This window comes from Lysinibacillus fusiformis (genome assembly GCF_002845985.1).
GTDB classification, from domain to species: domain Bacteria; phylum Bacillota; class Bacilli; order Bacillales_A; family Planococcaceae; genus Lysinibacillus; species Lysinibacillus fusiformis_D.
This window is the reverse complement of sequence record NZ_PDFK01000001.1, coordinates 494065-517329: the sequence shown is the minus strand read 5'-3', so window position 1 is coordinate 517329 and position 23265 is coordinate 494065. Positions and strand designations below refer to the sequence as shown.

Annotated in this window: 19 protein-coding genes; all 19 read left to right on the top strand. The window is 37.9% G+C overall.

The annotated features are described in order from the left end of the window. The first annotated feature begins 50 nt into the window (after positions 1-50). The 19 genes from CRI88_RS02675 to CRI88_RS02585 all read left to right on the top strand — a co-directional run bounded on the left by CRI88_RS02675 (position 51) and on the right by CRI88_RS02585 (position 23199). Complete coding sequence (locus CRI88_RS02675) at positions 51-1718, top strand: ribonuclease J (protein ID WP_058843931.1); 1668 nt, start codon at positions 51-53, stop codon at positions 1716-1718. A gap of 153 nt (positions 1719-1871) precedes the next feature. Further along, the gene (locus CRI88_RS02670) at positions 1872-4163 is read left to right on the top strand and encodes an FtsK/SpoIIIE family DNA translocase (RefSeq protein ID WP_058843930.1); all 2292 of its coding nucleotides are present in this window, start codon (positions 1872-1874) and stop codon (positions 4161-4163) included. Positions 4164-4363: 200 nt separating this feature from the next. Beyond that, positions 4364-5092, top strand: coding sequence for a GntR family transcriptional regulator (locus CRI88_RS02665; protein ID WP_036121324.1), 729 nt, complete (start codon positions 4364-4366; stop codon positions 5090-5092). 54 nt (positions 5093-5146) lie between these two features. Beyond that, positions 5147-6229: a BMP family lipoprotein gene (locus CRI88_RS02660; RefSeq protein WP_058843929.1), complete on the top strand. Its 1083-nt coding sequence runs from the start codon at positions 5147-5149 to the stop codon at positions 6227-6229. A 357-nt stretch (positions 6230-6586) separates the two neighbouring features. Next, positions 6587-8134: an ABC transporter ATP-binding protein gene (locus CRI88_RS02655; protein WP_089932014.1), complete on the top strand. Its 1548-nt coding sequence runs from the start codon at positions 6587-6589 to the stop codon at positions 8132-8134. Continuing rightward, on the top strand, positions 8134-9180 hold the full coding sequence (locus tag CRI88_RS02650) for an ABC transporter permease (protein ID WP_036121315.1): 1047 nt from the start codon (positions 8134-8136) through the stop codon (positions 9178-9180). The genes CRI88_RS02655 and CRI88_RS02650 overlap by 1 nt, the downstream gene beginning before the upstream one ends. 1 nt (position 9181) lies before the next feature. Beyond that, positions 9182-10141 (top strand): ABC transporter permease, encoded by a 960-nt coding sequence (locus CRI88_RS02645; RefSeq protein WP_036121312.1) that lies wholly within the window; start codon positions 9182-9184, stop codon positions 10139-10141. A 175-nt stretch (positions 10142-10316) separates the two neighbouring features. Further along, entirely contained in the window at positions 10317-11588 is a 1272-nt protein-coding gene (gene yfmF / locus CRI88_RS02640) for an EF-P 5-aminopentanol modification-associated protein YfmF (protein ID WP_058843927.1), read from the top strand. After that, positions 11585-12886, top strand: coding sequence for an EF-P 5-aminopentanol modification-associated protein YfmH (yfmH, locus tag CRI88_RS02635; protein WP_058843926.1), 1302 nt, complete (start codon positions 11585-11587; stop codon positions 12884-12886). The genes yfmF and yfmH overlap by 4 nt, the downstream gene beginning before the upstream one ends. Continuing rightward, entirely contained in the window at positions 12883-13611 is a 729-nt protein-coding gene (gene ymfI, locus CRI88_RS02630; RefSeq protein WP_036121304.1) for an elongation factor P 5-aminopentanone reductase, read from the top strand. Before yfmH ends, ymfI begins: the two co-directional genes overlap by 4 nt. A 43-nt stretch (positions 13612-13654) precedes the next feature. Continuing rightward, the gene (locus CRI88_RS02625) at positions 13655-13912 is read left to right on the top strand and encodes a DUF3243 domain-containing protein (protein WP_004224939.1); all 258 of its coding nucleotides are present in this window, start codon (positions 13655-13657) and stop codon (positions 13910-13912) included. 217 nt (positions 13913-14129) lie between these two features. Further along, positions 14130-14915: a DUF3388 domain-containing protein gene (locus CRI88_RS02620; protein ID WP_008178931.1), complete on the top strand. Its 786-nt coding sequence runs from the start codon at positions 14130-14132 to the stop codon at positions 14913-14915. A gap of 16 nt (positions 14916-14931) precedes the next feature. After that, on the top strand, positions 14932-15861 hold the full coding sequence (locus tag CRI88_RS02615; RefSeq protein ID WP_170829781.1) for a helix-turn-helix domain-containing protein: 930 nt from the start codon (positions 14932-14934) through the stop codon (positions 15859-15861). 47 nt (positions 15862-15908) lie between these two features. Next, entirely contained in the window at positions 15909-16487 is a 579-nt protein-coding gene (gene pgsA, locus CRI88_RS02610) for a CDP-diacylglycerol--glycerol-3-phosphate 3-phosphatidyltransferase (protein WP_036121302.1), read from the top strand. A 17-nt stretch (positions 16488-16504) separates the two neighbouring features. Then, positions 16505-17764: a competence/damage-inducible protein A gene (locus CRI88_RS02605; protein WP_058843925.1), complete on the top strand. Its 1260-nt coding sequence runs from the start codon at positions 16505-16507 to the stop codon at positions 17762-17764. 158 nt (positions 17765-17922) lie between these two features. After that, positions 17923-18987 (top strand): recombinase RecA, encoded by a 1065-nt coding sequence (recA, locus tag CRI88_RS02600; protein ID WP_036121272.1) that lies wholly within the window; start codon positions 17923-17925, stop codon positions 18985-18987. 560 nt (positions 18988-19547) lie between these two features. Next, positions 19548-21107 (top strand): ribonuclease Y, encoded by a 1560-nt coding sequence (rny, locus tag CRI88_RS02595; RefSeq protein WP_036121270.1) that lies wholly within the window; start codon positions 19548-19550, stop codon positions 21105-21107. Between the two features lie 119 nt (positions 21108-21226). Beyond that, positions 21227-22021: a tyrosine-protein phosphatase gene (locus tag CRI88_RS02590; protein WP_231745015.1), complete on the top strand. Its 795-nt coding sequence runs from the start codon at positions 21227-21229 to the stop codon at positions 22019-22021. A gap of 41 nt (positions 22022-22062) precedes the next feature. Then, the gene (locus tag CRI88_RS02585) at positions 22063-23199 is read left to right on the top strand and encodes an O-antigen ligase family protein (RefSeq protein ID WP_257982869.1); all 1137 of its coding nucleotides are present in this window, start codon (positions 22063-22065) and stop codon (positions 23197-23199) included. Positions 23200-23265: the final 66 nt, after the last annotated feature.

The following is a 23265-nucleotide window of genomic DNA, read 5'->3' as shown; positions in this document are numbered from 1 at the left end:
AATAAATGTTAAGTGGTTGCTGTTCGGGATATTTTTTAGGAGGAAATAAATTGACAAAAAAGAAAAATGAATTGATTCGTATCATCCCTCTTGGGGGTGTAGGCGAAATTGGGAAAGCAATGTACGTAGTAGAAATTGATGAAGAGCTATTTGTAGTGGATAGCGGCTTAATGTTCCCAGAAGATGAGATGCTAGGTATAGATATCGTGATTCCTGACATTACGTACTTAGAAGAAAATAAAGAACGTGTGAAAGGTATTTTCTTAACACATGGTCATGAAGATGCGATCGGCTCTATTGCCTATGTTTTACAAAAAATAAAGGCACCTGTGTACGGATCGAAATTAACCATTGCATTAGCAAAGGAACATTTAAAAGAATTACCTGCACCACATCAGGTGAAATTTTTCGAAGTAACAAACCGTAGTCGTATGAATTTTAACTCAACGTATGTAACATTCTTCCACACAACACATAGTATTCCCGATTCGTTAGGGGTAGTGTTCCATACATCTGAAGGCGCGATTGTTCATACAGGAGAGTTTAAATTCGATCAGTCAGCGACAGGTAAATTTAAACCTGATTTAGCAAAAATGGCACAGTTAGGGGAAGACGGCGTCTTTATTCTATTATCTGAGTCTTGCGAAGCTGAACGACCAGGCTATACGACATCGGAAATTGTGATTGAAGAGCAATTATCAAAAACATTCCACTCAGCACCAGGTCGTATTTTAGTAGCTGTCTATGCATCGAATTTTATTCGTATTCAGCAAGTTTTTGCCCAAGCCCAAAAATCATTCCGTAAAGTTGTGATTGTTGGTAAGCCATTGGAAAAAGCTGTTGATTTAGGTGTACAGCTTGGTTATTTAACAGTTGAAGAAGAGACAATTATTCCAATTTCAGAAATGCAAAAATATCAAGATGATGAAATTATCATTATTACAACTGGCAATAGAGGAGAGCCTCTAGATGCATTAGAAAAAATTGTCCGTAAGCACCATCGTGACATTAAAATTAAACAAGGTGATACGGTGTTAATTACATTTACACCTTCTCCTGGTATGGAAGTACAAATGGCTAATACGATGAACTCTATGTCAAAAGCAGGCGCTGAAATTTTGACTTCTAGTAAAAATGTCCACGTATCAGGACATGGTAGTCAGGAAGATTTGAAGCTGATGCTGAATTTAATGCAGCCAAAGTATTTTATTCCTGTTCAAGGTGAATATCGTATGCTCATTGCTCACTCGAAGTTAGCGCAACAGCTCGGTATGCAAAAATCACAAATCTTTATCGCCGATAAAGGGGATATCGTAGAATACAAAAATAATAAAATGCGCATGAGTGGTCGTGTACAAGCTGGTAACGTATTAATTGACGGTATCGGTGTAGGCGATGTAGGAAATATTGTACTTCGTGATCGTAAATTATTATCGCAGGATGGTATTTTCATTGTAGTCGTGACATTAAATCGAGCACAAAAGAAAATTGCCTCTGGCCCAGAAATTTTATCACGAGGCTTTGTCTATGTACGAGAATCAGAGGAATTAATGATTGAGGCATCTGACATTGCAAAAAATGTGATTGAAAAATATGTTGGGAAAGATACATTTGAATGGACGAATATTAAACAAGAAATTCGAGATACACTCAATACGTATTTATTCCAAAAAACAAAACGTCGTCCAATGATTATTCCAATTATTATGGAATATTAATTGAACGAGCTCATCGTAAAGGTTTTGAGGAAAAAGTAGATGAAAAGGATTTTCTCCCAATTGCGGTGGAAAATCCTTTTTTTGAAATATTCGAGTTCTACATGTTATGATTCGCTACATATATAAAATGGATCGCAGAAGAAGGTGAAATAGATGGCAGTTAGTAAAAGAAAAAAAGTGACTAAAAGTAAAGCGACAACTGAAAAAAAAGATATGCATCCGCTTATGTATGAAATTTTAGGACTGCTTTTAATTGCATTAGCAGTCATTATGATTTTTGAATTTGGCATGATTGGTCGGATTCTAGAAAACATCGCAATGTTCCTTTTAGGTAATTTACATTTTGCTGTTCCATTTATGCTTATATTTGTTGCATTGTTAATGATGATTGGTCGTAAAAAAGTCAGTATGAAGGATCGATTAATACTTGGCATGGTACTCATTATTATGAGCTTAACGATTTTTAGTCATGGCATATTATTTGAACAGTTATCAAAATCAGGTGGTCTATTATCTGATTCTGTGCTGCGTGAATCGTGGCGAATATTAATCAATACAGATGGCATTATTCACCGCAGCAATGCTCTGGGCGGTGGGATGATTGGCGCCCTTTTATTTAGTGGGCTTCATGTATTATTTGAAGCCTCGGGGGCAAAAGTTGTTGCTTGGGTCATCTTCTTTATTGGGCTCATACTTGTCACTGGCAAAGCATTAGTGCCTTATTTAGCAGAAAAAACACCAGATCTATTTGGCAAATGGAAAAAAAAGCATCATGATAAAAAGAAAAATAAACCGAAAAAACCAAACAATCGCCGCTCAAGGGTAGAAAGTGGAGATGAGGTTGCGGCTGTAAATCAAATTACGGATGTGCCTGAACAAGAGGAGGAAATACCTCATGAGCCGATTATCTCTGCTTTTACGCAAAATGTCTCGCAGGAAAGAGCTGTGTTTGATACGCCTGCTATGGTGGAAAATGAAGTAGAAGAAGCAGCGGATGAGGTTCATATTCAAGGTACAGATGCAGTGGAAAATGCAGACTATCAGCTACCGTCTTATAGCCTATTACAACTACCACCTCAGCATGATCAAAGTGGTGAATATTCAGTTATCCAGGCGAATGCCAAAAAGCTTGAGCAAACATTACAAAGCTTTGGTGTAAAGGCAAAGGTAACACAAGTGCATTTAGGACCAGCTGTCACAAAATATGAAATTTTGCCAGATATAGGTGTGAAAGTAAGTAAAATTGTCAATCTGCAAGATGACCTTGCATTAGCACTTGCAGCTAAAGATATTCGGATGGAGGCCCCAATCCCTGGAAAATCTGCGATAGGTATTGAAGTGCCAAATAGCGAAGTGGCTATTGTAACACTTCGTGAGGTATTGGAATCGAAGGACGGTGCGAAGCCAGAAGCATTATTACAAGTAGCCTTCGGGCGTGATATTACAGGACAAGCTGTACTAGCCGAACTCAATAAAATGCCACATTTACTTGTAGCTGGTTCAACAGGCAGTGGGAAAAGTGTTTGTATAAATGGCATCGTTGTATCCATACTAATGCGTACAAAACCGCATGAAGTAAAACTTATGATGATCGACCCAAAAATGGTGGAGCTCAACGTTTATAATGGCATTCCTCATTTATTGGCTCCTGTCGTAACAGATGCACGTAAAGCTTCGCAAGCACTGAAAAAAGTGGTATCTGAAATGGAACGTCGCTATGACTTGTTCTCTCATACAGGTACACGAAATATTGAGGGCTACAATGCACATGTTCAAAAAGTGAATGAACAAACAGAGGAAAAAAATCCAAAGCTACCTTATATTGTAGTCATAGTGGATGAGTTAGCAGATTTGATGATGGTCGCATCAAGTGATGTTGAGGATTCTATTACACGATTAGCTCAAATGGCACGTGCAGCAGGAATTCATTTGATTATTGCAACACAACGACCAAGTGTAGACGTTTTGACAGGTGTTATTAAAGCGAATATTCCATCGAGAATTGCTTTTGCCGTTTCGTCAGCCATCGATTCAAGAACGATTTTAGATATGGGTGGAGCTGAGCGCCTACTTGGACGGGGTGATATGTTATTTTTACCTGCGGGCGCTTCCAAACCGAAAAGGGTGCAAGGTGCCTTTTTATCGGATCAAGAAGTAGAAGCAGTCGTTCATTTTGTTATAGAACAGCAAAAAGCGCAGTATCAGGAGGAGATGATTCCTACCGAAGAAGAAACCATTTTAGAGGAAACGGATGAATTATATGATGAAGCTGTCCAATTAGTTGTCAATATGCAAACAGCATCCGTTTCCATGCTGCAACGTCGCTTCCGTATTGGCTATTCAAGGGCTGCACGAATTGTCGATCAAATGGAGCAACGTGGGGTTGTAGGGCCACCAGAGGGCAGTAAGCCTCGTCAAGTACTTGTTCACCAATATGATAACTAAGCAAAAAAGCTAGATGTCGAAATGGTGAGAACTACTGTATATTTGTCCAAATATTTGCAAAGAAAATGAAGAAAGAATGAATTCTATAACAGATTTTATTCAAAACTGTTTATTTCATTCTGCAAAAATGTTATATTTATGAACGATTAGTAGGAATGTTGTACATCAGATGTCTGATCTCTGATTTGGTGGTGATATATGTGACTATTAAAGCAGATCATCGTCATCTCTATCTTCAAGTTATCGATCGTTTAAAATCTGACATTGAGGCTGGCATTTTTAAAGAAAATGAAAAGCTGCCTTCAGAGTTTGAATTATCGAAATCACTAGGAGTCAGTCGAGCTACTCTTAGAGAAGCTCTTCGACTGTTGGAAGAGGAAAATGTGATTGTGCGCCGACATGGGGTTGGGACTTTTGTCAATCCTAAGCCGTTGTTTACATCAGGCATCGAGCATCTATCGAGCATTTCTTCTATGATCGAAACAGCAGGTATGGAGCCGGGTTCCCGTTTTTTAAAGGCAACTGAGCACACACCTTCTGAAGAAGATTTAAAACGCTTCCAATGTGATGGCGACGATAAAATACTCACGATTGAACGTGTCAGAACAGCGGATGGTGAGCCAGTAGTTTACTGCATAGACAGGCTACCCGCAAGCTTCCTGCCTACTGACTTTGTCGAAAAAAAAGAAGTTTCACTGTTCTCTGCTTTAGAGCAATCAGGCAAAATTCATGTAGCCTATGCTGTAACTTATATTGATCCAATTGGGTATCATGAACAAGCCTCACCGATTTTAAATTGCGGACGTGAAACAGCTCTTTTAGTGTTAAAGCAGTTGCATTACGATGACCATGATCAAGTAGTGCTCTATTCAAAAAATTATTTCCGAGCTGATAAATTCAGCTTCCATGTAGTTCGTAAACGGGTGTAGAACATTTCTAAATTTTTTTCCTGCTAATTACAATACCTTTGGGGGGTTAATTAAATGAAAAAACGTAAATTTGGTTTAGTATTAACATCAGTATTAGCGGCAAGTGCTATTTTAGGTGCTTGTGGTACGAAAGACGACGAAAAACCTGCAAAAGACAATGACAATGCTTCAGGCGGCGACAAAACAGAAGAAACTTTCTCAGTAGCAATGGTTACTGATGTAGGTGGCGTTGATGACAAATCATTCAACCAATCTGCATGGGAAGGTGTACAAGCTTACGGTAAAGAGCACGGCTTATCAAAAGGTGATGGTTTTGATTACCTACAATCAAAATCAGATGCAGACTATGATTCAAATTTAAATGCATTACTACGTCGTGACTTCAATTTAATTTTCGGTATTGGTTATATGATGGAAGATGCAATGGCTGCAATTTCTGAGGAAAATCCAGATGGCCAATTTGCAATCATTGATGCTGAAGTAAAAGCAGACAACGTAGTATCAGTAATGTTCAAAGAGCAAGAAGGTGCTTTCTTAGCGGGTGTAGCTGCAGCGAAAATGTCTAAATCAGGTAAAATCGGCTTCGTAGGTGGCGTAGATATCCCAGTTATTAATCGCTTTGAAGCTGGATTCCTTGAAGGGGCAAAAGCTGTAAACCCAGATATCATCATCGAAGATAAATACACAGGTGCATTTGATAAAGCGGATGTTGGTAAAATTACAGCAAGCGGTATGTTCTCATCAGGTGTTGATGTAATCTTCCACGCTGCTGGTGCAACTGGTAACGGTGTATTCTCTGAAGCAAAAGAACGTAAGAAAAAAGATCCAGAGGCAAACATTTGGGTAATTGGTGTAGATGCTGACCAATACGAAGAAGGTAAAGTAGACGATAAAACAAACGTAACATTAACTTCAATGTTAAAAGGTGTTAATACAGCAGTAGTAGATATTTCAAATAGAGCAAAAAATGGTGATTTCCCAGGCGGAGAAACACTTACTTATGGTTTAGCTGAAGACGGTGTTAAACTTGCAGATTCACGCGGTGCGATTCCAGAAGATGTACAAAAAGTAATTGATGAATATAAAGAGAAGATTGCTAAGGGTGAAATCAAAGTTCCAGAAAAAGTGGAAAAATAATTCAACTCTTGATCATCATAAGGGACTTTTAGAAGGACCTTATGATGATTTTTCAATCTATCGTTATATTTAGATTATTCGCAATACTCTATTTAACTAGATTTATAGGAATCTTATAGAGGTAAATCATGATGGTAATAAGTTAATAGAAGAAAGGTTTCTAACGATGACCTTTCCTGTATTAATTTAGCAAAACAACTACCTCTATAGGTGGGTTTAGATCAAGCAATAATTCTAGCCTCTGGTAGAAATTGACTACTGGACGTATGGCTTATCTGTACCATCAATCATGTAGCAGCAGATACTATACGCTAAGGCAAAAATACTTAATAAGTGCCTATTAAGGGAGTGACAATTTTGGAATATGTGATTGAGATGCTTGGAATCCGTAAAGAATTCGGGAGTTTCGTGGCGAATAATAACATCACCCTCCAACTGAAACAAGGCGAAATCCATGCATTGCTTGGTGAAAATGGTGCAGGTAAATCGACTTTGATGAACGTCCTTTTTGGTTTATATCAACCAGAGGGTGGCGAAATTCATGTTCGTGGGAAGGCTGTAAAAATTACAAACCCGAATGTTGCCAATGATTTAGGAATTGGCATGGTGCATCAGCACTTTATGTTGGTAGAAAACTTTACGGTTACAGAAAACATTATTTTAGGCACGGAGCCTACTAAAATGGGGATTGTCAATATAAAAGATGCGGCGAAGAAAGTACACGCACTTTCTGAAAAATATGGATTGGATGTTGATCCAAATGCCAAAATCGAAGACATCACAGTTGGTATGCAACAACGTGTTGAAATATTAAAAACATTGTATCGTGGTGCCGAAATTTTAATTTTTGATGAACCTACGGCTTCATTAACACCACAAGAGATTACAGAATTAATTCAAATTATGCGTCGACTGATTGCAGAAGGTAAATCTATTATTTTAATTACGCATAAGCTAAAAGAAATTATGGAAGTTTCAGATCGTGTGACGATTATCCGTAAAGGAGAAGGGATTGGCACTGTTGTAACCGCTGCCACAAATCCTGATCAATTGGCTGAAATGATGGTTGGCCGTCAAGTTGAATTTAAAACAGAAAAAATTGACGCAAACCCAACTGAAGAAGTGCTATCGATTGAAAAGTTGGTAGTAACGGATTACCGAGATATTGATAAGGTAAAAGGTTTGAACTTAAATGTTCGCAGAGGTGAAATCGTAGGTATAGCTGGTATCGATGGTAACGGTCAGTCCGAATTAATCGAAGCCATTACAGGACTACGTAAAATCAAAAGTGGGACAGTTAAGTTAAATGGCAAAGATATTACCAATATGAAGCCTCGTAAAATTACAGAGGAAGGCGTCGGTCATATCCCACAAGACCGTCATAAACATGGTTTAGTGTTAGATTTCCCGATTGGTCATAATATTGCACTGCAAACGTATTACCAATCTCCAATTGCAAAGGGTTTTGTCATGGATTATAAAAAAGTGTCGGAAAAAGCTCGTCAAATCATTGAAGAGTATGATGTGCGTACAGGTAATGGTGAAATGACACCGGCTCGTGCATTATCTGGAGGTAACCAACAAAAAGCTATTATCGGTCGTGAAATCGACCGTAATCCAGATTTATTAATTGCTGCTCTACCAACACGTGGACTTGACGTAGGGGCTATTGAATTCATTCACTCTCGTCTCATTGAGCAACGTGATAAAGGAAAAGCCGTTCTGTTAATCTCATTTGAATTAGATGAGGTCATGAATGTATCGGATCGTATTGCTGTTATTTATGATGGACAAATAGTAGATGAGTTAAATCCAAAAGAAACAACAGAACAAGAGCTAGGCTTACTTATGGCAGGGCAAAGTAAAAAAAATAATAAGCATGATGCGAAGGAGGGGAACGACTAATGTCAAATCGTGTCATTAATCTACTCGTTCCTATCATCTCTATCATTATCGGTTTAATTGTAGGGGCTATCGTTATGGTAGTCAGTGGCTATGACCCAGTAGAAGGTTATATTGCTCTTTGGACAGGTATTTTTGGAGATTCATATTCAATTGGGAACACAATTCGTCAAATAACACCTTATATTTTGGCAGGTCTTGCAGTAGCATTTGCATTCCGCACAGGACTGTTCAATATTGGGGTTGAGGGTCAGCTGATTTTAGGTTGGCTAGCAGCAGCTTGGGTAGGATACGCATTTGAGCTACCTAAAGTTATTCACTTACCATTGGCATTACTTGCTGCTGCAGCTGCAGGTGCATTTTGGGCCTTTATTGCAGGTTTCTTAAAAGCGAAATTTAAAGTCCATGAAGTTATTGCGACAATTATGCTCAACTATACTGCGCTTTATATTGCCAACGCAGTGATTAAAAAATTGTCCGATGGAAGCTTTAAAACAGAACGTATCCATGAATCAGCTTCTTTACGTTCTCCGTTTTTAAGAGAGCTTACAGACAATTCAAGTCTTCACTATGGGATCATTGTTGCACTATTAATGGTAGTAGTTATGTGGTTCATTTTAGAAAAAACAACACGTGGATACGAGCTAAAAGCAGTAGGCTTTAACAAAAATGCTGCCGATTATGCAGGTATGAGTGTTAATAAAAATATTATTTTAGCGATGACGATTTCAGGAATGTTTGCAGGTCTTGGTGGTGCGATGGAAGCTTTAGGTACATTCCAAAACGCATCTATTAAACCTGGCTTTACAGGAATCGGTTTTGACGGTATCGCCGTTGCGCTACTTGGTGCGAATACACCACTTGGGGTAGTGTTTGGAGCATCACTATTCGGTTCATTAAAATATGGTGCATTAAATATGCCAAATGCTGCGGGTATTCCAGAAGAAATCGTATCAATTATCATCGCATTGATTATCTTCTTCGTTGCATCAGGCTATATTATTCGAGTAGGCTTGCAAAAGCTGAGCAAGAAAAAGGAGGGACAATAACATGAGCTTTTTAGAAATGTTATATTTCATCATCCCTTCAGCGATTCTTTATGCAACACCTTTGATTTTTACTGCTATCGGTGGAGTATTCTCTGAACGCTCTGGTGTAGTCAACATCGGGCTAGAAGGCTTAATGATTGTTGGTGCTTTTGTTGGTATTTTTGTCAATTTAGAATTCGCTTCATCATTAGGTGTGGCAACGATTTGGGTAGCGATGTTAGCAGCTATGATTATTGGTGGGATTTTCTCTCTTTTCCATGCTGTTGCTTCGATCTCTTTCCGTGCCGATCAAACAGTTTCAGGTGTAGCCATTAACTTACTTGGCTTAGCTGCTACAGTTTTCTTAGTTAAAATGATTTATGATAAAGGTCAAACGGATATGATTACACGTCCAATCGACCGTTTCGGTATTCCTTATTTAGAGGATATTCCATTCTTTGGTCCTTTATTGTTCCATGATGTTTACAGCACATCTATTTTAGCATTTGCGGTAGCCATTGGTGCTTGGTTTATTATCTATAAAACACCATTCGGCTTGCGTTTACGTGCTGTGGGTGAGCACCCAATGGCAGCAGATACAATGGGGATTAATGTTAATAAAATGCGCTATATTGCCGTTGTTATTTCTGGGGCATTAGGTGGTCTTGGTGGTGCAGTCTATGCACAAACAATTACACATGACTTTTCGCATGCAACAATTGCTGGACAAGGTTTCATGGCCATTGCCGCTATGATTTTCGGGAAATGGCATCCAATTGGTGCATTAGGAGCAGCCTTATTCTTCGGTTTAGCGCAAACTTTAAGTATTGCAGGAAGTCAAATTCCATTCATCGAGAATGTACCAGCCGTTTATCTGCAAATTTTACCATACGTCTTAACAATCCTTGCTTTAGCAGGCTTTATTGGTAAAGCGAATGCTCCAAAAGCAAGTGGACAGCCTTATATTAAAGGTAAACGTTAAGAAAAATGAATCAAAAAGACTGAGTGAACGATGCTCAGTCTTTTTTTACATATGAAATTGGTGCATTTTTTAATTTTTCCCATACATACTTTGGATTCTTTTTGCAATTATAGACAATAGACATGTATAGTATGTGTAGTACATCGTTATATTAAGAAGGATAGGAGGGTTTCATATGTTTAAAACAATACCTTTTGCAAAAGGTGTCAATTTGCATATCCGACAAACAACCCAATTTAAAACCGTAAATTTTTCGATTAAATGGAGAAGAGCATTAACTGCAAAAAGTGCATCGGAACGTACAGTGTTAACCAATGTACTACAGCATAGTAATGCTAAATATAAAACAACTGCTGCTTTCCGTAGCTTTTTAGATGATTTATATGGTACTGTTTTATATTTTGATACATCAAAACGAGGTAATGAACATACGGTGCTAATGAATGTGGAGACTGTGAATGATCATTATCTAGCAAATACAAGTGTCTTAAACGACGTACTTGGTTTATTGCACACAGCTATTTTTGAGCCTAATTTAGAAAACGGTGTCTTTAAGGAATCGATTGTAGAACGGGAGAAGAAAACAGTCATTCAACGGATTGAATCTATTTTTGATGATAAATCTCGTTTTGCTCAGTTCCGTTTACAACAAATCTTGAGACCAAACGAGCCTGCATCGATTTCGGCTAATGGTAGCGTAGAAGAAATTCAAAAAATTACGCCTGCTTCTTTATTTGAGGCATACCAATCCATGCTCGCTAACGACAAAATAGATATTTATGTTGCTGGAGACATTAATGAAGAGGAACTTGTAGCGAAATTAAAAAAAGCGCTACCATTTAATGATCGCACACCAGAGGAAGTGCCAGCAGTATTACCACAACAGCATCCTGACAATGATTACGTAAGAGAACAGCATGAAATGAAACAAGGTAAGCTTCATATTGGCTTTAGCACGCCTATTCGATTTGGAGATGCTGATTTTGCTAAAATGCAGATTTTTAATGGCATTTTTGGAGGCTATCCTCATGCTAAATTATTTATGAATGTGCGTGAGAAAGAGAGTCTTGCTTATTACGCATCAAGCTCCTATGCATCGCATTACGGTCTTCTGTTTGTTGTTTCTGGGATTGAAGCTAAAAATGAAGAAAAAGCATTGTCTTTAATTAAAGAACAACTTGCTGTCATGCAGGCTGGAGACATTACAGATTTAGAGCTGGAGCAAACAAAGGCTATGCTGACAAATCAGCTAAAAGAGTCCTTGGATTCTGCGCGTGGACAAATTGAAATTTTTGACCAATATAAAGATTTACCTGAGGAATTCTCTGTTGAAGCCTGGGCAAATAAGTGGAAAGCTGTAACAAAGGAAGACGTTGTTGCAATGGCTAAGCAAGTGCAGCTTGAAGCGGTCTATTTCTTATGTGGAAAGGAGCAAGCCGCACAATGAAAACAATTGAATTTAAACAACTAGATGAAACACTTTACTATGAAAAACTAGACAATGGCTTAGATGTATATATTTTACCAAAAAAGGGCTTTTCCAAAACATTTGTAACATTTACAACAAAGTACGGCTCTGTTGATCGTACGTTTGTACCAATCGGTGAAACGGAAAGTATTACAGTGCCAGATGGTATTGCACACTTTTTAGAGCATAAAATGTTCGAAAAAGAAGATGGTGATGTTTTTCAAAAATTTAGCGAATATGGTGCTTCGGCGAATGCCTTTACGTCGTTCACACGCACAGCTTATTTATTTTCATCTACTGACAATATATATAAGAGCACAGAAACTTTATTGAATTTTGTGCAAGAGCCATACTTTACAGAAGCTACTGTCAACAAAGAAAAAGGAATTATTGGGCAAGAAATTACGATGTATGATGATCAACCAGACTGGCGTCTATATTTTGGTACGATTGAAAATATGTATCATCAACATCCTGTAAAAATTGATATAGCAGGAACGATTGAATCGATTGACGGCATTACAGCAGAGCATTTATATACGTGCTACAATACGTTTTATCATCCTTCAAATATGTTATTATTTGTCATTGGCGCTGTAGAGCCAGAGGAAATGATGACTTTTATTCGTGACAATCAAGGTAAAAAAGAGTTCCCAGAGCCAACACCAATTCAACGTTTCTTTGATACAGAACCAACAGACGTAGCGATTAAAGAACGTACATTAAATATGGATGTACAAAAGCCGAAAATTTATGTTGGTTTGAAAGCAAAGGATACGAATTTATCAGGACAGGATATGTTAAAGCATGAGCTGTCTGTTCAAATCGCGCTTGAACTTATTTTTGGCCGTACATCTAATTTTTATGAACGTGTCTATGAAGAAGGTTTAATCGATGAGACATATGCATTTGATTTTACGTTAGAAAATGGCTTTGGTTTTGCCATGATTGGTTCGGATTCAGCAGAGCCTGATAAATTGGCCCAAGCGATAAAAGAAGAATTAGTGAAATATGAGGGGAATAGCCAATTGGATAGTGCTGGTTTGGAACGTATAAAACGTAAAAAAATTGGCTTCTTCCTACGAGCATTAAATTCGATTGAGTTCATCGCAAACCAATTTACACGTTATTCCTTTAATGATATGAATTTGTTTGATGTGGTACCAGTTCTTGAAACATTAACAATAGAGGATTTACACAAAGCCTTTACTTCTATTCAAGGAGAATCCCAACAAACAGTCTTTAAAATTTTGCCAAGCAAGCAGGGAGCACAGTGAAAAAATTTGCCCTTGTTTTAGGCGCATCAGGTGAGATTGGTCGTGCCATTTGTCAAAGTCTTGCAGAAGATGGATGGTCCATCTATGTGCATTATTCGAATAATAAAAATGCGGCACATAAATTATGTGATTCGCTTTCTAAAACCTTCCCTGCACAAGAGTTTATGCTTGTGCAGGGGGATTTTTCTATTTTAACAGGAGCGGAAATGGTAGCCGCGCAAATTTTTAATGTGCAGGCCATTGTCTTTGCAAATGGGCAGGCACATTATTCGCTGCTCGAAGATACAACAGTGGAGGATATGGATGCTTTATGGCGTGTCCACGTTCAAAATCCAATGCGACTGACAGCTTTACTATCTGAGAAACTGCGTAAGCATGAGGTGAGCTATGTATTATTCATTGGCTCCATTTGGGGAGAGGCTGGCTCAGCGGGTGAGGCACTTTATGCAACCGTTAAGGGAGCACAACATGCTTTTGTCAAATCCTATGCAAAAGAAGCGGCACTATCCCGTATTCGAGTAAATGCTGTTGCTCCAGGGTTTATAAATACGTCAATGAACAGCCATTTAAATCAAGAAGAACTTAATTATATTTTAGAAGATATTCCTTTAGGTACCATTGGTCAGACAAAGGATGTAGCTGAAATGGTACGTTTTTATTTGTCTGGTAAAGCAGATTATGTGACAGGACAAATCATACGATTAAATGGCGGTTGGTACATATAATATTCTTTTTTGCACATACTACATGTGTAAAGGAGGAGGAAATATGACCATTTTAGAAAACTGGCAAAAATGGACATCGTTTTTAGGACAAAACGTTATGCAAGCTGAATCGAGTGGTATGCCGAAGAAAATGATTCAAACGGCTGCTGTCCAAATTGGGGAATATTTAGCGACAAATGTCGATCCTAAAAACGAACAAGAGCGAGTGCTGTCGGATTTATGGGGCGTTGCCTCTGAAGATGAGAAGCATGCATTAGCGAATTGTGTCATTAAGCTTGTACAAAATAAGCATGTGCAGTAAATAAAAGAGGAGAGCCAATCTCCTCTTTTTTCTATATAAAAAAGCTATTTATCTACGAAAAAGGGAACGTATGTAAGCCTAATCTACATGCATCAAAAAAAATTAGTAAATAACGCCGTAATTCCATGTATTCTAACTTTCCATTACATAAAAAATCAGCTATGATGGAACTTATAAAGGATTTTTTACGTTAACTAATAGGAAGGGAACGAGTGTGTTGAGCGATTGGTACTTTGAATATGAAATTCAGGTGAATCGCCCTGGATTATTAGGAGATATTGCTTCACTTTTAGGGATGCTTCGTGTCAATATTATATCAATAAATGGTGTCGATGAGGACCGACGTGGTATGTTAGTGCATACAGACAATGATGAGGCGATTGAACGTTTTCGTACAATTGTTTCGACAATGGAACATATTAACGTAACCAAATTTCGACAACCAAAACTTCGTGACCGCCTAGCTATTCGGCATGGTCGTTATATTCCTCGAGATGCAGACGAAAAAAACACTTTCCACTTCGTAAGAGACGAACTTGGTATTTTAGTCGATTTTATGGCAGAGCTTTTTAAAAAAGAAGGACATAAGCTAATTGGTATTCGTGGTATGCCACGCGTTGGAAAAACTGAATCCATTGTAGCTGCAAGTGTTTGTGCCAATAAAAAATGGATTTTCTTATCGTCTACAATGATTAAACAAACTGTTCGTAATAAACTTGTGGGAGACGAATTTAGTCGTAACAATATTTTTATTTTAGATGGTATTGTGACTCGGCGTTCATCTGATGAGCGACATTTGCAATTAGTGCGTGAAATGATGAATATGCCTTGCATTAAAGTTGTTGAGCATCCAGATATGTTTGTGCAGCATTCAGAATATAAAATAGAGGATTTTGATTATATCATTGAATTACGTCATCACACGGATGAAGAAATTACTTATGAAATAATGGAAAAAAATCACATGTCCGAATCCGATTCATTTGGAGGATTTAATTTTTAATTTGATGTTAAAGTAGGTGTTATTAGTGGCAGAATTAGGTACTCGACTGAAAGAGGCGAGACTGTCTAAAGGCTACAGCTTAGACGATTTACAAGAAATAACGAAAATTCAAAAGCGTTATTTAGTAGGAATTGAAGAAGGCAATTATTCCATTATGCCTGGTTCGTTTTATGTACGAGCTTTTATTAAGCAGTATGCAGAAGCTGTTGGTTTGAACGCAGAGGAAATTTTAGAGACTTATAAAAAAGAACTACCGAGTACTCCAAATGACCAAGTAAGTCAATCGATGACGAATAGTCCAAGTAGAAGAAAAGTTACGAAAGGCCCTTCGAATAAAATGATGGAGGCTATGCCAAAAATCATTGTAGCTTTATTTATCGTTGTAATCATTGTGGCCATATGGATACTATGGCAATCTAAAAATAGTTCAGGGACAAGCGAAGTAGAAAATACTACTCCTGAAATGGAATATGATACTAATATTCAACCAATTGATAGTGAAAAGGATAAAAAAGACAAAGAAAATAAAGATGCACAGAAAAAAGATAAAGAAGATACAAACTCTACAGAGGAAACACCAACTGATGAAGATCAAACAGATCAAACAGAAGAGATGAAGCAAACAATTTCCGCGGGGACGGTTGAGGCGGATGGGGCGACGACTTCTTATACCTTAACAGGTACAGATACAATGAAAATTAAAATCGAAGTATCAGGTCCTACATTTGTGGGTATTCGCAACCAACAGCAACAAGAATTATTAACGGACACACGTGTCTATAATGCTGGAGAAGTAGTTGAGTTTGATGCTACAACACAAAACTATGTACGTGTCCGTCTTGGTAATTCAACGCAGGCTAAAATCTATATTAATGACGAACTTCTACCGTATGCACAGCAGATTGTAACGCAAAATATCGTCATCAATTTCAATAAAGAACAGTAGTCATCAGGTGATGGCTACTTTCTTTCATCATGAAAGGTGTTAGAAAAATGAACATTCCAAATAAAATTACCATCTCTCGAATTTTGCTTATTCCATTTTTTGTCATTGTGATGATGTTTGATTTCGGCTGGGGAACTTTGACACTATTTGGCGCTGAGATGCCGATCCACCATTTTATAGGTGCACTTATTTTTATCTTTGCTTCAACAACAGATTGGGTGGATGGTTATTATGCACGTAAGTATAATCTTGTGACAACATTTGGGAAATTTTTAGATCCCTTAGCTGATAAATTACTGGTTTCAGCAGCCTTCATTTTAATGGTAGAACTTGATATGGCACCTGCCTGGGTAATCATCATTATTATTAGCCGTGAATTTGCCGTAACTGGCTTACGTTTGATTTTGGCAGGTGAGGGAGAAGTTGTTGCTGCTAATCAGCTCGGTAAAATCAAAACTTGGGCACAAATTGTAGCGATTGCAGCTGCTCTTTTACACAATACAATCTTTACACTGTTTGGTATTCCATTTGATACGATCATGCTCTATATTGCATTGTTCTTTACGCTTTGGTCTGGGTGGGATTATTTCTATCTAAATCGACGTGTTTTACTTGAGTCTAAATAAGAAAGGTCTTGTGAATCATGAATGCTGAAATTCTTGCGGTTGGCTCAGAACTATTATTAGGTCAAATTACGAATACAAATGCGAGATTTATCTCAAGTCAATTATCCGAGCTTGGTATCAACGTTTTTTATCATACTGTAGTAGGCGATAATACGAAACGTTTAGAACAGGCTATTGAAGTGGCGGAGACTCGTGCCGATTTAATTATTTTTTCGGGAGGACTTGGACCTACGAAAGATGATTTAACGAAGGAAACGATTGCTCGTCATCTTGGTGTTTCGCTTGAGTCTGATGATGTAGCATTAACGTATATTGAGCAATTTTTTGCCAAACGAGGACGTCCAATGACGGAGAATAATCGGAAACAGGCATTAATTTTAGCTGGCAGTGAAGTGCTAGCCAACCACCATGGAATGGCGCCAGGTATGATTTTCACAAAAAATGACCGCACCTATATTTTACTTCCAGGACCACCAAAAGAGCTGGAACCTATGTTTCAATTTGAAGCGAAACCAAAGCTTGCTGCGATGCTTAATGATGGAGGGATCATTGCATCACATGTGATGCGTTTCTATGGGATTGGTGAAGCAGAGCTTGAAGTACGAGTTCAAGATATTCTAGATGCCCAAACAAATCCTACAGTTGCCCCACTTGCCTCTGATGGAGAAGTAACATTACGTGTTACAGCTAAAGCGGCTACAGAGCAGGAAGCTCAACAGCTTATAGCTACAAAGGTTGCTGAGATACAGGCACTTGTGGGAGATTATCAATATGGTGTAGATGACGACTCTCTTGCCTCTAAAACGGTAGAAATGCTACTTGATAATCAGTTAACCATTGCTGCCGCAGAAAGTTTAACAGCTGGGTTATTTCAATCTGAGCTTGCGGAAATTCCTGGGGTAGGCAATGCACTGATTGGTGGCGTTGTTACCTATGCTGCTGATGCAAAGATAAAACAGCTTGGCATTTCAAAAGAATTAATTGATACACATGGTGTAGTTAGCAGTGAGTGTGCGGCGGCAATGGCAAGTGCTGTTCGCGAAAAGTTTGCTACTAATATTGGAATTGGTCTTACAGGAGAGGCTGGTCCGACAGCGCATGATCACCAGCCAGTAGGTACGGTTTGGATTGGTATTGCTATCAATGATGAGGAGCCACTTACTTATTTACTGCATTTATCAGGCATGCGAAATACAAATCGACTACGTGCGGTGAAATTTACATGTCATTATTTAATGCAGCTTTTAGAAGAACGCGGTTATACAAAACGATATTAAATAGAGTGAAATAGAAATTTGGGTAGAGGAAAACTATCCAAATTTTTATTTTGAAGAAAAATCGAATAAATGTTCGCTTTTTTCTTGCGCGTTTTCTTAAAAACAAGTATAGTAGAGATAGATAAAAACAGTGAACAGTTTTCGAAGGAGGAAAATGAATGAGTGATCGTAAAGCAGCCTTAGAACAGGCTCTAAAACAAATTGAAAAGAATTTTGGTAAAGGTTCCATCATGAAACTTGGTGAAAGAACCGATTTAGAAATTGCGACATCTTCAAGTGGTTCGCTAGCACTTGATGCAGCATTAGGCGTAGGTGGTTATCCACGTGGACGTATTATCGAAGTATATGGTCCTGAATCATCTGGTAAAACAACAGTTGCTCTACATGCTATTGCAGAAGTGCAGGCAACAGGTGGACAAGCAGCATTTATCGATGCAGAGCATGCATTAGACCCAATCTATGCACAAAAATTAGGTGTTAATATTGATGAGCTATTATTATCACAGCCAGATACAGGGGAGCAAGCACTTGAAATTGCAGAAGCATTAGTGCGTAGTGGTGCTATTGATATTATTGTTATTGACTCTGTTGCTGCCTTAGTGCCAAAAGCAGAAATTGAAGGCGATATGGGTGACTCTCATGTCGGCTTACAAGCACGTTTGATGTCTCAAGCATTACGTAAGCTTTCAGGTTCGATTAATAAATCAAAAACGATTGCTATTTTCATTAACCAAATTCGTGAAAAAATTGGTGTCATGTTCGGAAACCCAGAAACAACACCAGGTGGACGTGCGCTGAAATTCTATAGCTCTGTCCGTTTAGAAGTGCGTCGTGCAGAAGCAATTAAACAAGGTAATGATATTGTTGGTAACCGTACAAAAATTAAAATTGTTAAAAATAAAGTAGCGCCACCTTTCCGTACAGCTGAGGTAGATATTATGTATGGAGAAGGAATTTCTAAAGAAGGCGAAACAGTTGATTTAGGTGTAGAATTAGATATTGTGCAAAAAAGTGGTTCTTGGTATGCATATGGTGACGAACGCCTAGGTCAAGGTCGAGAAAATGCTAAACAGTATTTAAAAGAAAATGTAGCTGTTTTAGAAGAAATCGCTAATAAAATTCGAGCTTCTTATGGTATCGCGGCTTCTTCTTATACAATTGCGGCACATGATGAAGAAGAGATGGATGACGAATTAATGTTGCTTCTTGAAGAAGAAAAATAAACGATTGCATTGTTCCCGCTTTATTTAAGGGGACAATGCATTTTTTTGTCTATAATCTTCAATTTTTACACATAATAAGAGAGAGGCTCTAAGCCTTAGACGTGTTATTTCTAATGTACTGTTTTTATGGTAATTGTTTTGAAGGTGAATTTTTTTCTAGTGTAAAAGTAATAGGGAAAAAATTCACTGAATGGATAGGACTTACTTTTTTTTATCCGATGGGGCGAGCAGACGCCTGACTAACCTTGACAGAGTTTGAGGCTAGCTATACAATTAAATATGTATAATTTCTGAATTATGACTTTAAATAGGCAGTACATTTTGTCTTCATTTAGCAAATGTTTATAGTGAAATGGACATTACACTTTTTAAGATTTCCTTGTTATGGGTGGTTGTTGTTCCTTTTCAATAGATGTCTAAACACCTACTGAATGAAGCGAAAGCTTTGGCTAATAAAACGGATTTTGCACAAGTAAAATCTAGCACATTTTTGCCAAAGTGACATAGATGTATGCGCCGACTGAAACTGTAATACCCAAATAGCAAGAGGAGGTGTTCATATGGATGGAATTACTATCATCTCCGCTTTGCTTGGACTCATCGTTGGTGCCGCTGTTAGCTATATCTACATGAAAAAAGTGAATGACTCAAAAATCACTGGTGCTAAACATGTCGCTGAAACAATCGTTGAAGAAGGAAAACGAGAAGCGGAGGCAATGAAGAAAGAAGCACTACTTGAAGCCAAAGATGAAACTCACAAATTTCGTACTGAAGCCGAAAATGACATTCGTGAACGTCGTTTAGAACTTCAAAAACAAGAGAACCGTTTATTGCAAAGAGAAGAGAATCTTGATCGCAAGGATGATGCTCTAAATAAGAGAGAAGCAAGCTTAGAGCGTAAAGAACAAGCTCTAGCTGAAAGACAACAGCATATTGAACAGATGGAGAGCAAAGTGGATGAGCTCGTTGCATCACAGAAAACAGAGTTAGAACGTATTTCTGCTTTAACTAGAGAAGAAGCTAAATCAATTATCCTCAATGAAGTAGAAAAAGAACTGACAACTGATATAGCTGTGATGACGAAGGAAGCTGAAACACGTGCAAAAGAAGACTCAGATAAAAAAGCACGTGAAATTTTATCATTAGCACTACAACGCTTTGCTGCAGATCACGTAGCAGAAACAACTGTCTCTGTTGTGAACTTGCCGAATGATGAAATGAAAGGTCGTATTATTGGTCGAGAAGGCCGTAATATCCGTACTTTGGAAACGTTAACAGGCATTGATTTAATTATTGATGATACGCCAGAAGCCGTTATTTTATCAGGCTTTGACCCAATTCGTCGTGAAACGGCTCGACTTGCACTTGAAAAACTTGTACAAGATGGTCGCATTCATCCAGCTCGCATTGAGGAAATGGTGGAAAAAGCTCGTCGTGAAGTGGATGAACAAATTCGCGAAACAGGTGAGCAAACTACATTTGAAATTGGTATTCATAACTTACATCCGGATTTAATGAAAATTTTAGGCCGCATGAAATATCGTACAAGCTATGGACAAAACGTCCTAAAACATTCAATTGAAGTCGCACATTTAGCAGGATTACTTGCTGCTGAACTTGGTGAAGATGTAGCATTAGCTCGTCGCGCAGGTTTATTACATGATATTGGGAAAGCAATTGACCATGAAGTTGAAGGTAGCCACGTTGAAATCGGTGTGGAATTAGCAACGAAATATAAGGAACATCCAGTCGTTATTAACAGTATTGCTTCGCATCATGGTGATACAGAAGCAACATCTGTCATTGCGGTATTAGTCGCAGCAGCTGATGCATTATCAGCAGCTCGTCCAGGAGCACGTAGTGAAACACTTGAAAACTATATCCGCAGACTTGAAAAGTTAGAGGAAATTTCAGAAAGCTATGATGGCGTAGAAAAATCTTATGCAATTCAAGCTGGACGCGAAATTCGAATTATTGTACAACCTGAAAAAATTGATGATTTAGCCTCCCATCGTCTTGCGCGAGATATCCGCAAACGTATTGAGGAAGAATTAGACTATCCAGGTCATATTAAAGTAACAGTCATTCGCGAAACACGTGCTGTGGAGTACGCGAAATAATATTGAAAGTTAGAGGTTTCTTTAGATTCATATCTAGAGAGCCTCTTTTTTACTTTCAGTAGAGTCATGTTTAAGGAGCTCTTATCATAAAAAAGAACAAGGCTATATTTTGATTAACGATGAAAGATGTGATGATCCTGATTGATCTCCATGCACATGTATTATACGGTGTAGATGATGGACCCCAAAATGAAAGAGATTCCTTGAATATGTTAAGGCAAGCTGCTAAAGAAGGAATTACAGAAATCATTTGTACATCCCATGCCATGCACCCACAATATCATGTCCCATATAAAAAAGTCGAAGAGCGAGTCAAGAGTTTACAACAATTGTTACAGCATGAGCAAATACCAATTACACTCCATACTGGCCACGAAATACGCTTACATGATGAGCTTCCTACACTACTTCAGCAACAACAGCTCCATACATTAGCAAAGTCCAACTATATTTTATTGGAACTTCCTTCTAGCACTATCCCCGCCTATACGGTAGAAATGATAAGACAATTAAAAATAGCGGGTTATAAACCCATTTTGGCCCATCCTGAACGAAATATGGCTATTAGAGAAAATCCAAAAAGGCTGAATGCCCTCATTCAACAAGGGGTATTTACACAATTGACGGCGGGTAGTTTAACCGGATTGTATGGTAAGGAAGTACAGCGATTATCACTTGCTTTAGTGAGGGCCAATTACATTCATATGATAGGCTCTGATGCCCACGATCTACGCACAAGATGCTTTTATTATCAAGCAGCACTGCAATATCTGGAGAGAAAGAAAGAGGGAGATTCGATCAATCGCCTCTTAACGAATAATGCAAGCATTTTAGCAAATAAGCCAATTTTGCCACTCGAATTGGATGATATGGCTTTAAGGAAACGATGGTATTTCTTTCATATGTCTTTGTAGGATTTGAGCGTGACAATCACATGAAAATATTCTACACATTAATGTTTAGCACACTTATTTTTATGAGTCTCATGCAGCCAGTCGCTGGTATTTATCATAAATTATCTTTAGTAATCGGCTTGTTCATCATAGTGATATCTGTACTCCTGCATAAAAAAATACATATTCACAATGTACAAGCCTGTGTTTTCTTTAGTCTGTATACATTTTTTTGTGTCATAGCAGCAGGTATGAATCAGGACATGATTTTATTGAAAAACAGTTTACAATTGATGTGCCTGTTTATAGCTGTTTCTATTTTTTTTAATGATCTTGTGAAAGCACAAGTATTAGAAATCGTGTTAAATAGTGTGCTAATCGCCTATATCCCATTTTTAATGCTATGTTTTCAGCAAGCACATTATATGTTTGAAGCTTTTGCTGGTGTATTTGAAAATCCAAATACAATGGGGTTTTCTATGATTGGTTTAGTGATAGTAGTATTAATGAAACTGTATAACGTGACAATACAGATGTTACATGGGCAACAAAAGGTAAAATACATGCTGTCTTTTATACTTTATACGGTCGTCTATTTAATTAGTTTGTATGTTATTTTGCTATCAAATGCGCGTACATCATTATTAACCGTTGCTCTTGCCACAGTTGTTGTCATGGTTTGGATTGTTAAAAGCATGAACAAAACCTTCCTGCCCTTCATAAAGTTGGTCACATTGTTTACATGTTTAGGTGTAGTTGTAGTAATGGTGATGATGAAAATGGACATGATGCAAGAGGCGGTACAAAGTATTCTATTAAAAATGGAGAAAAAATCTACGAACATAACAGATGGTCGCCTTGAAATTTGGCAATATGTTTTTGAGCATTTTCATTTTTGGGGACACGGTGTTGAATCATTGTGGTCTATAGGTGTTTCCCATGCACATAATACATTGATTAATATTTTACAGGAGGCAGGCTTGCTGGCACTGGTTAGCTACTGTTTGTTTCTTTTTGCCATTGCCAAGGGTTATCGTCAGATGAATGAACAGCTTATCGTTTTTACAGCCTTGGTCGTGGTTGCCGTATTAGGGGTTTCTACATTTGAAATACTTTATTTTAATATGCTTCATCTCCTTGTATTTGTTGTAAGTGGAAGTATGAGGGATAGGGGCAAAAGCGCGACTTTGTCCGAATAACCAGTAGGCTTGTTTAATATACTTTATTAATATTGTGCACGATTTGCCTATTAGGAGGGGATCCAT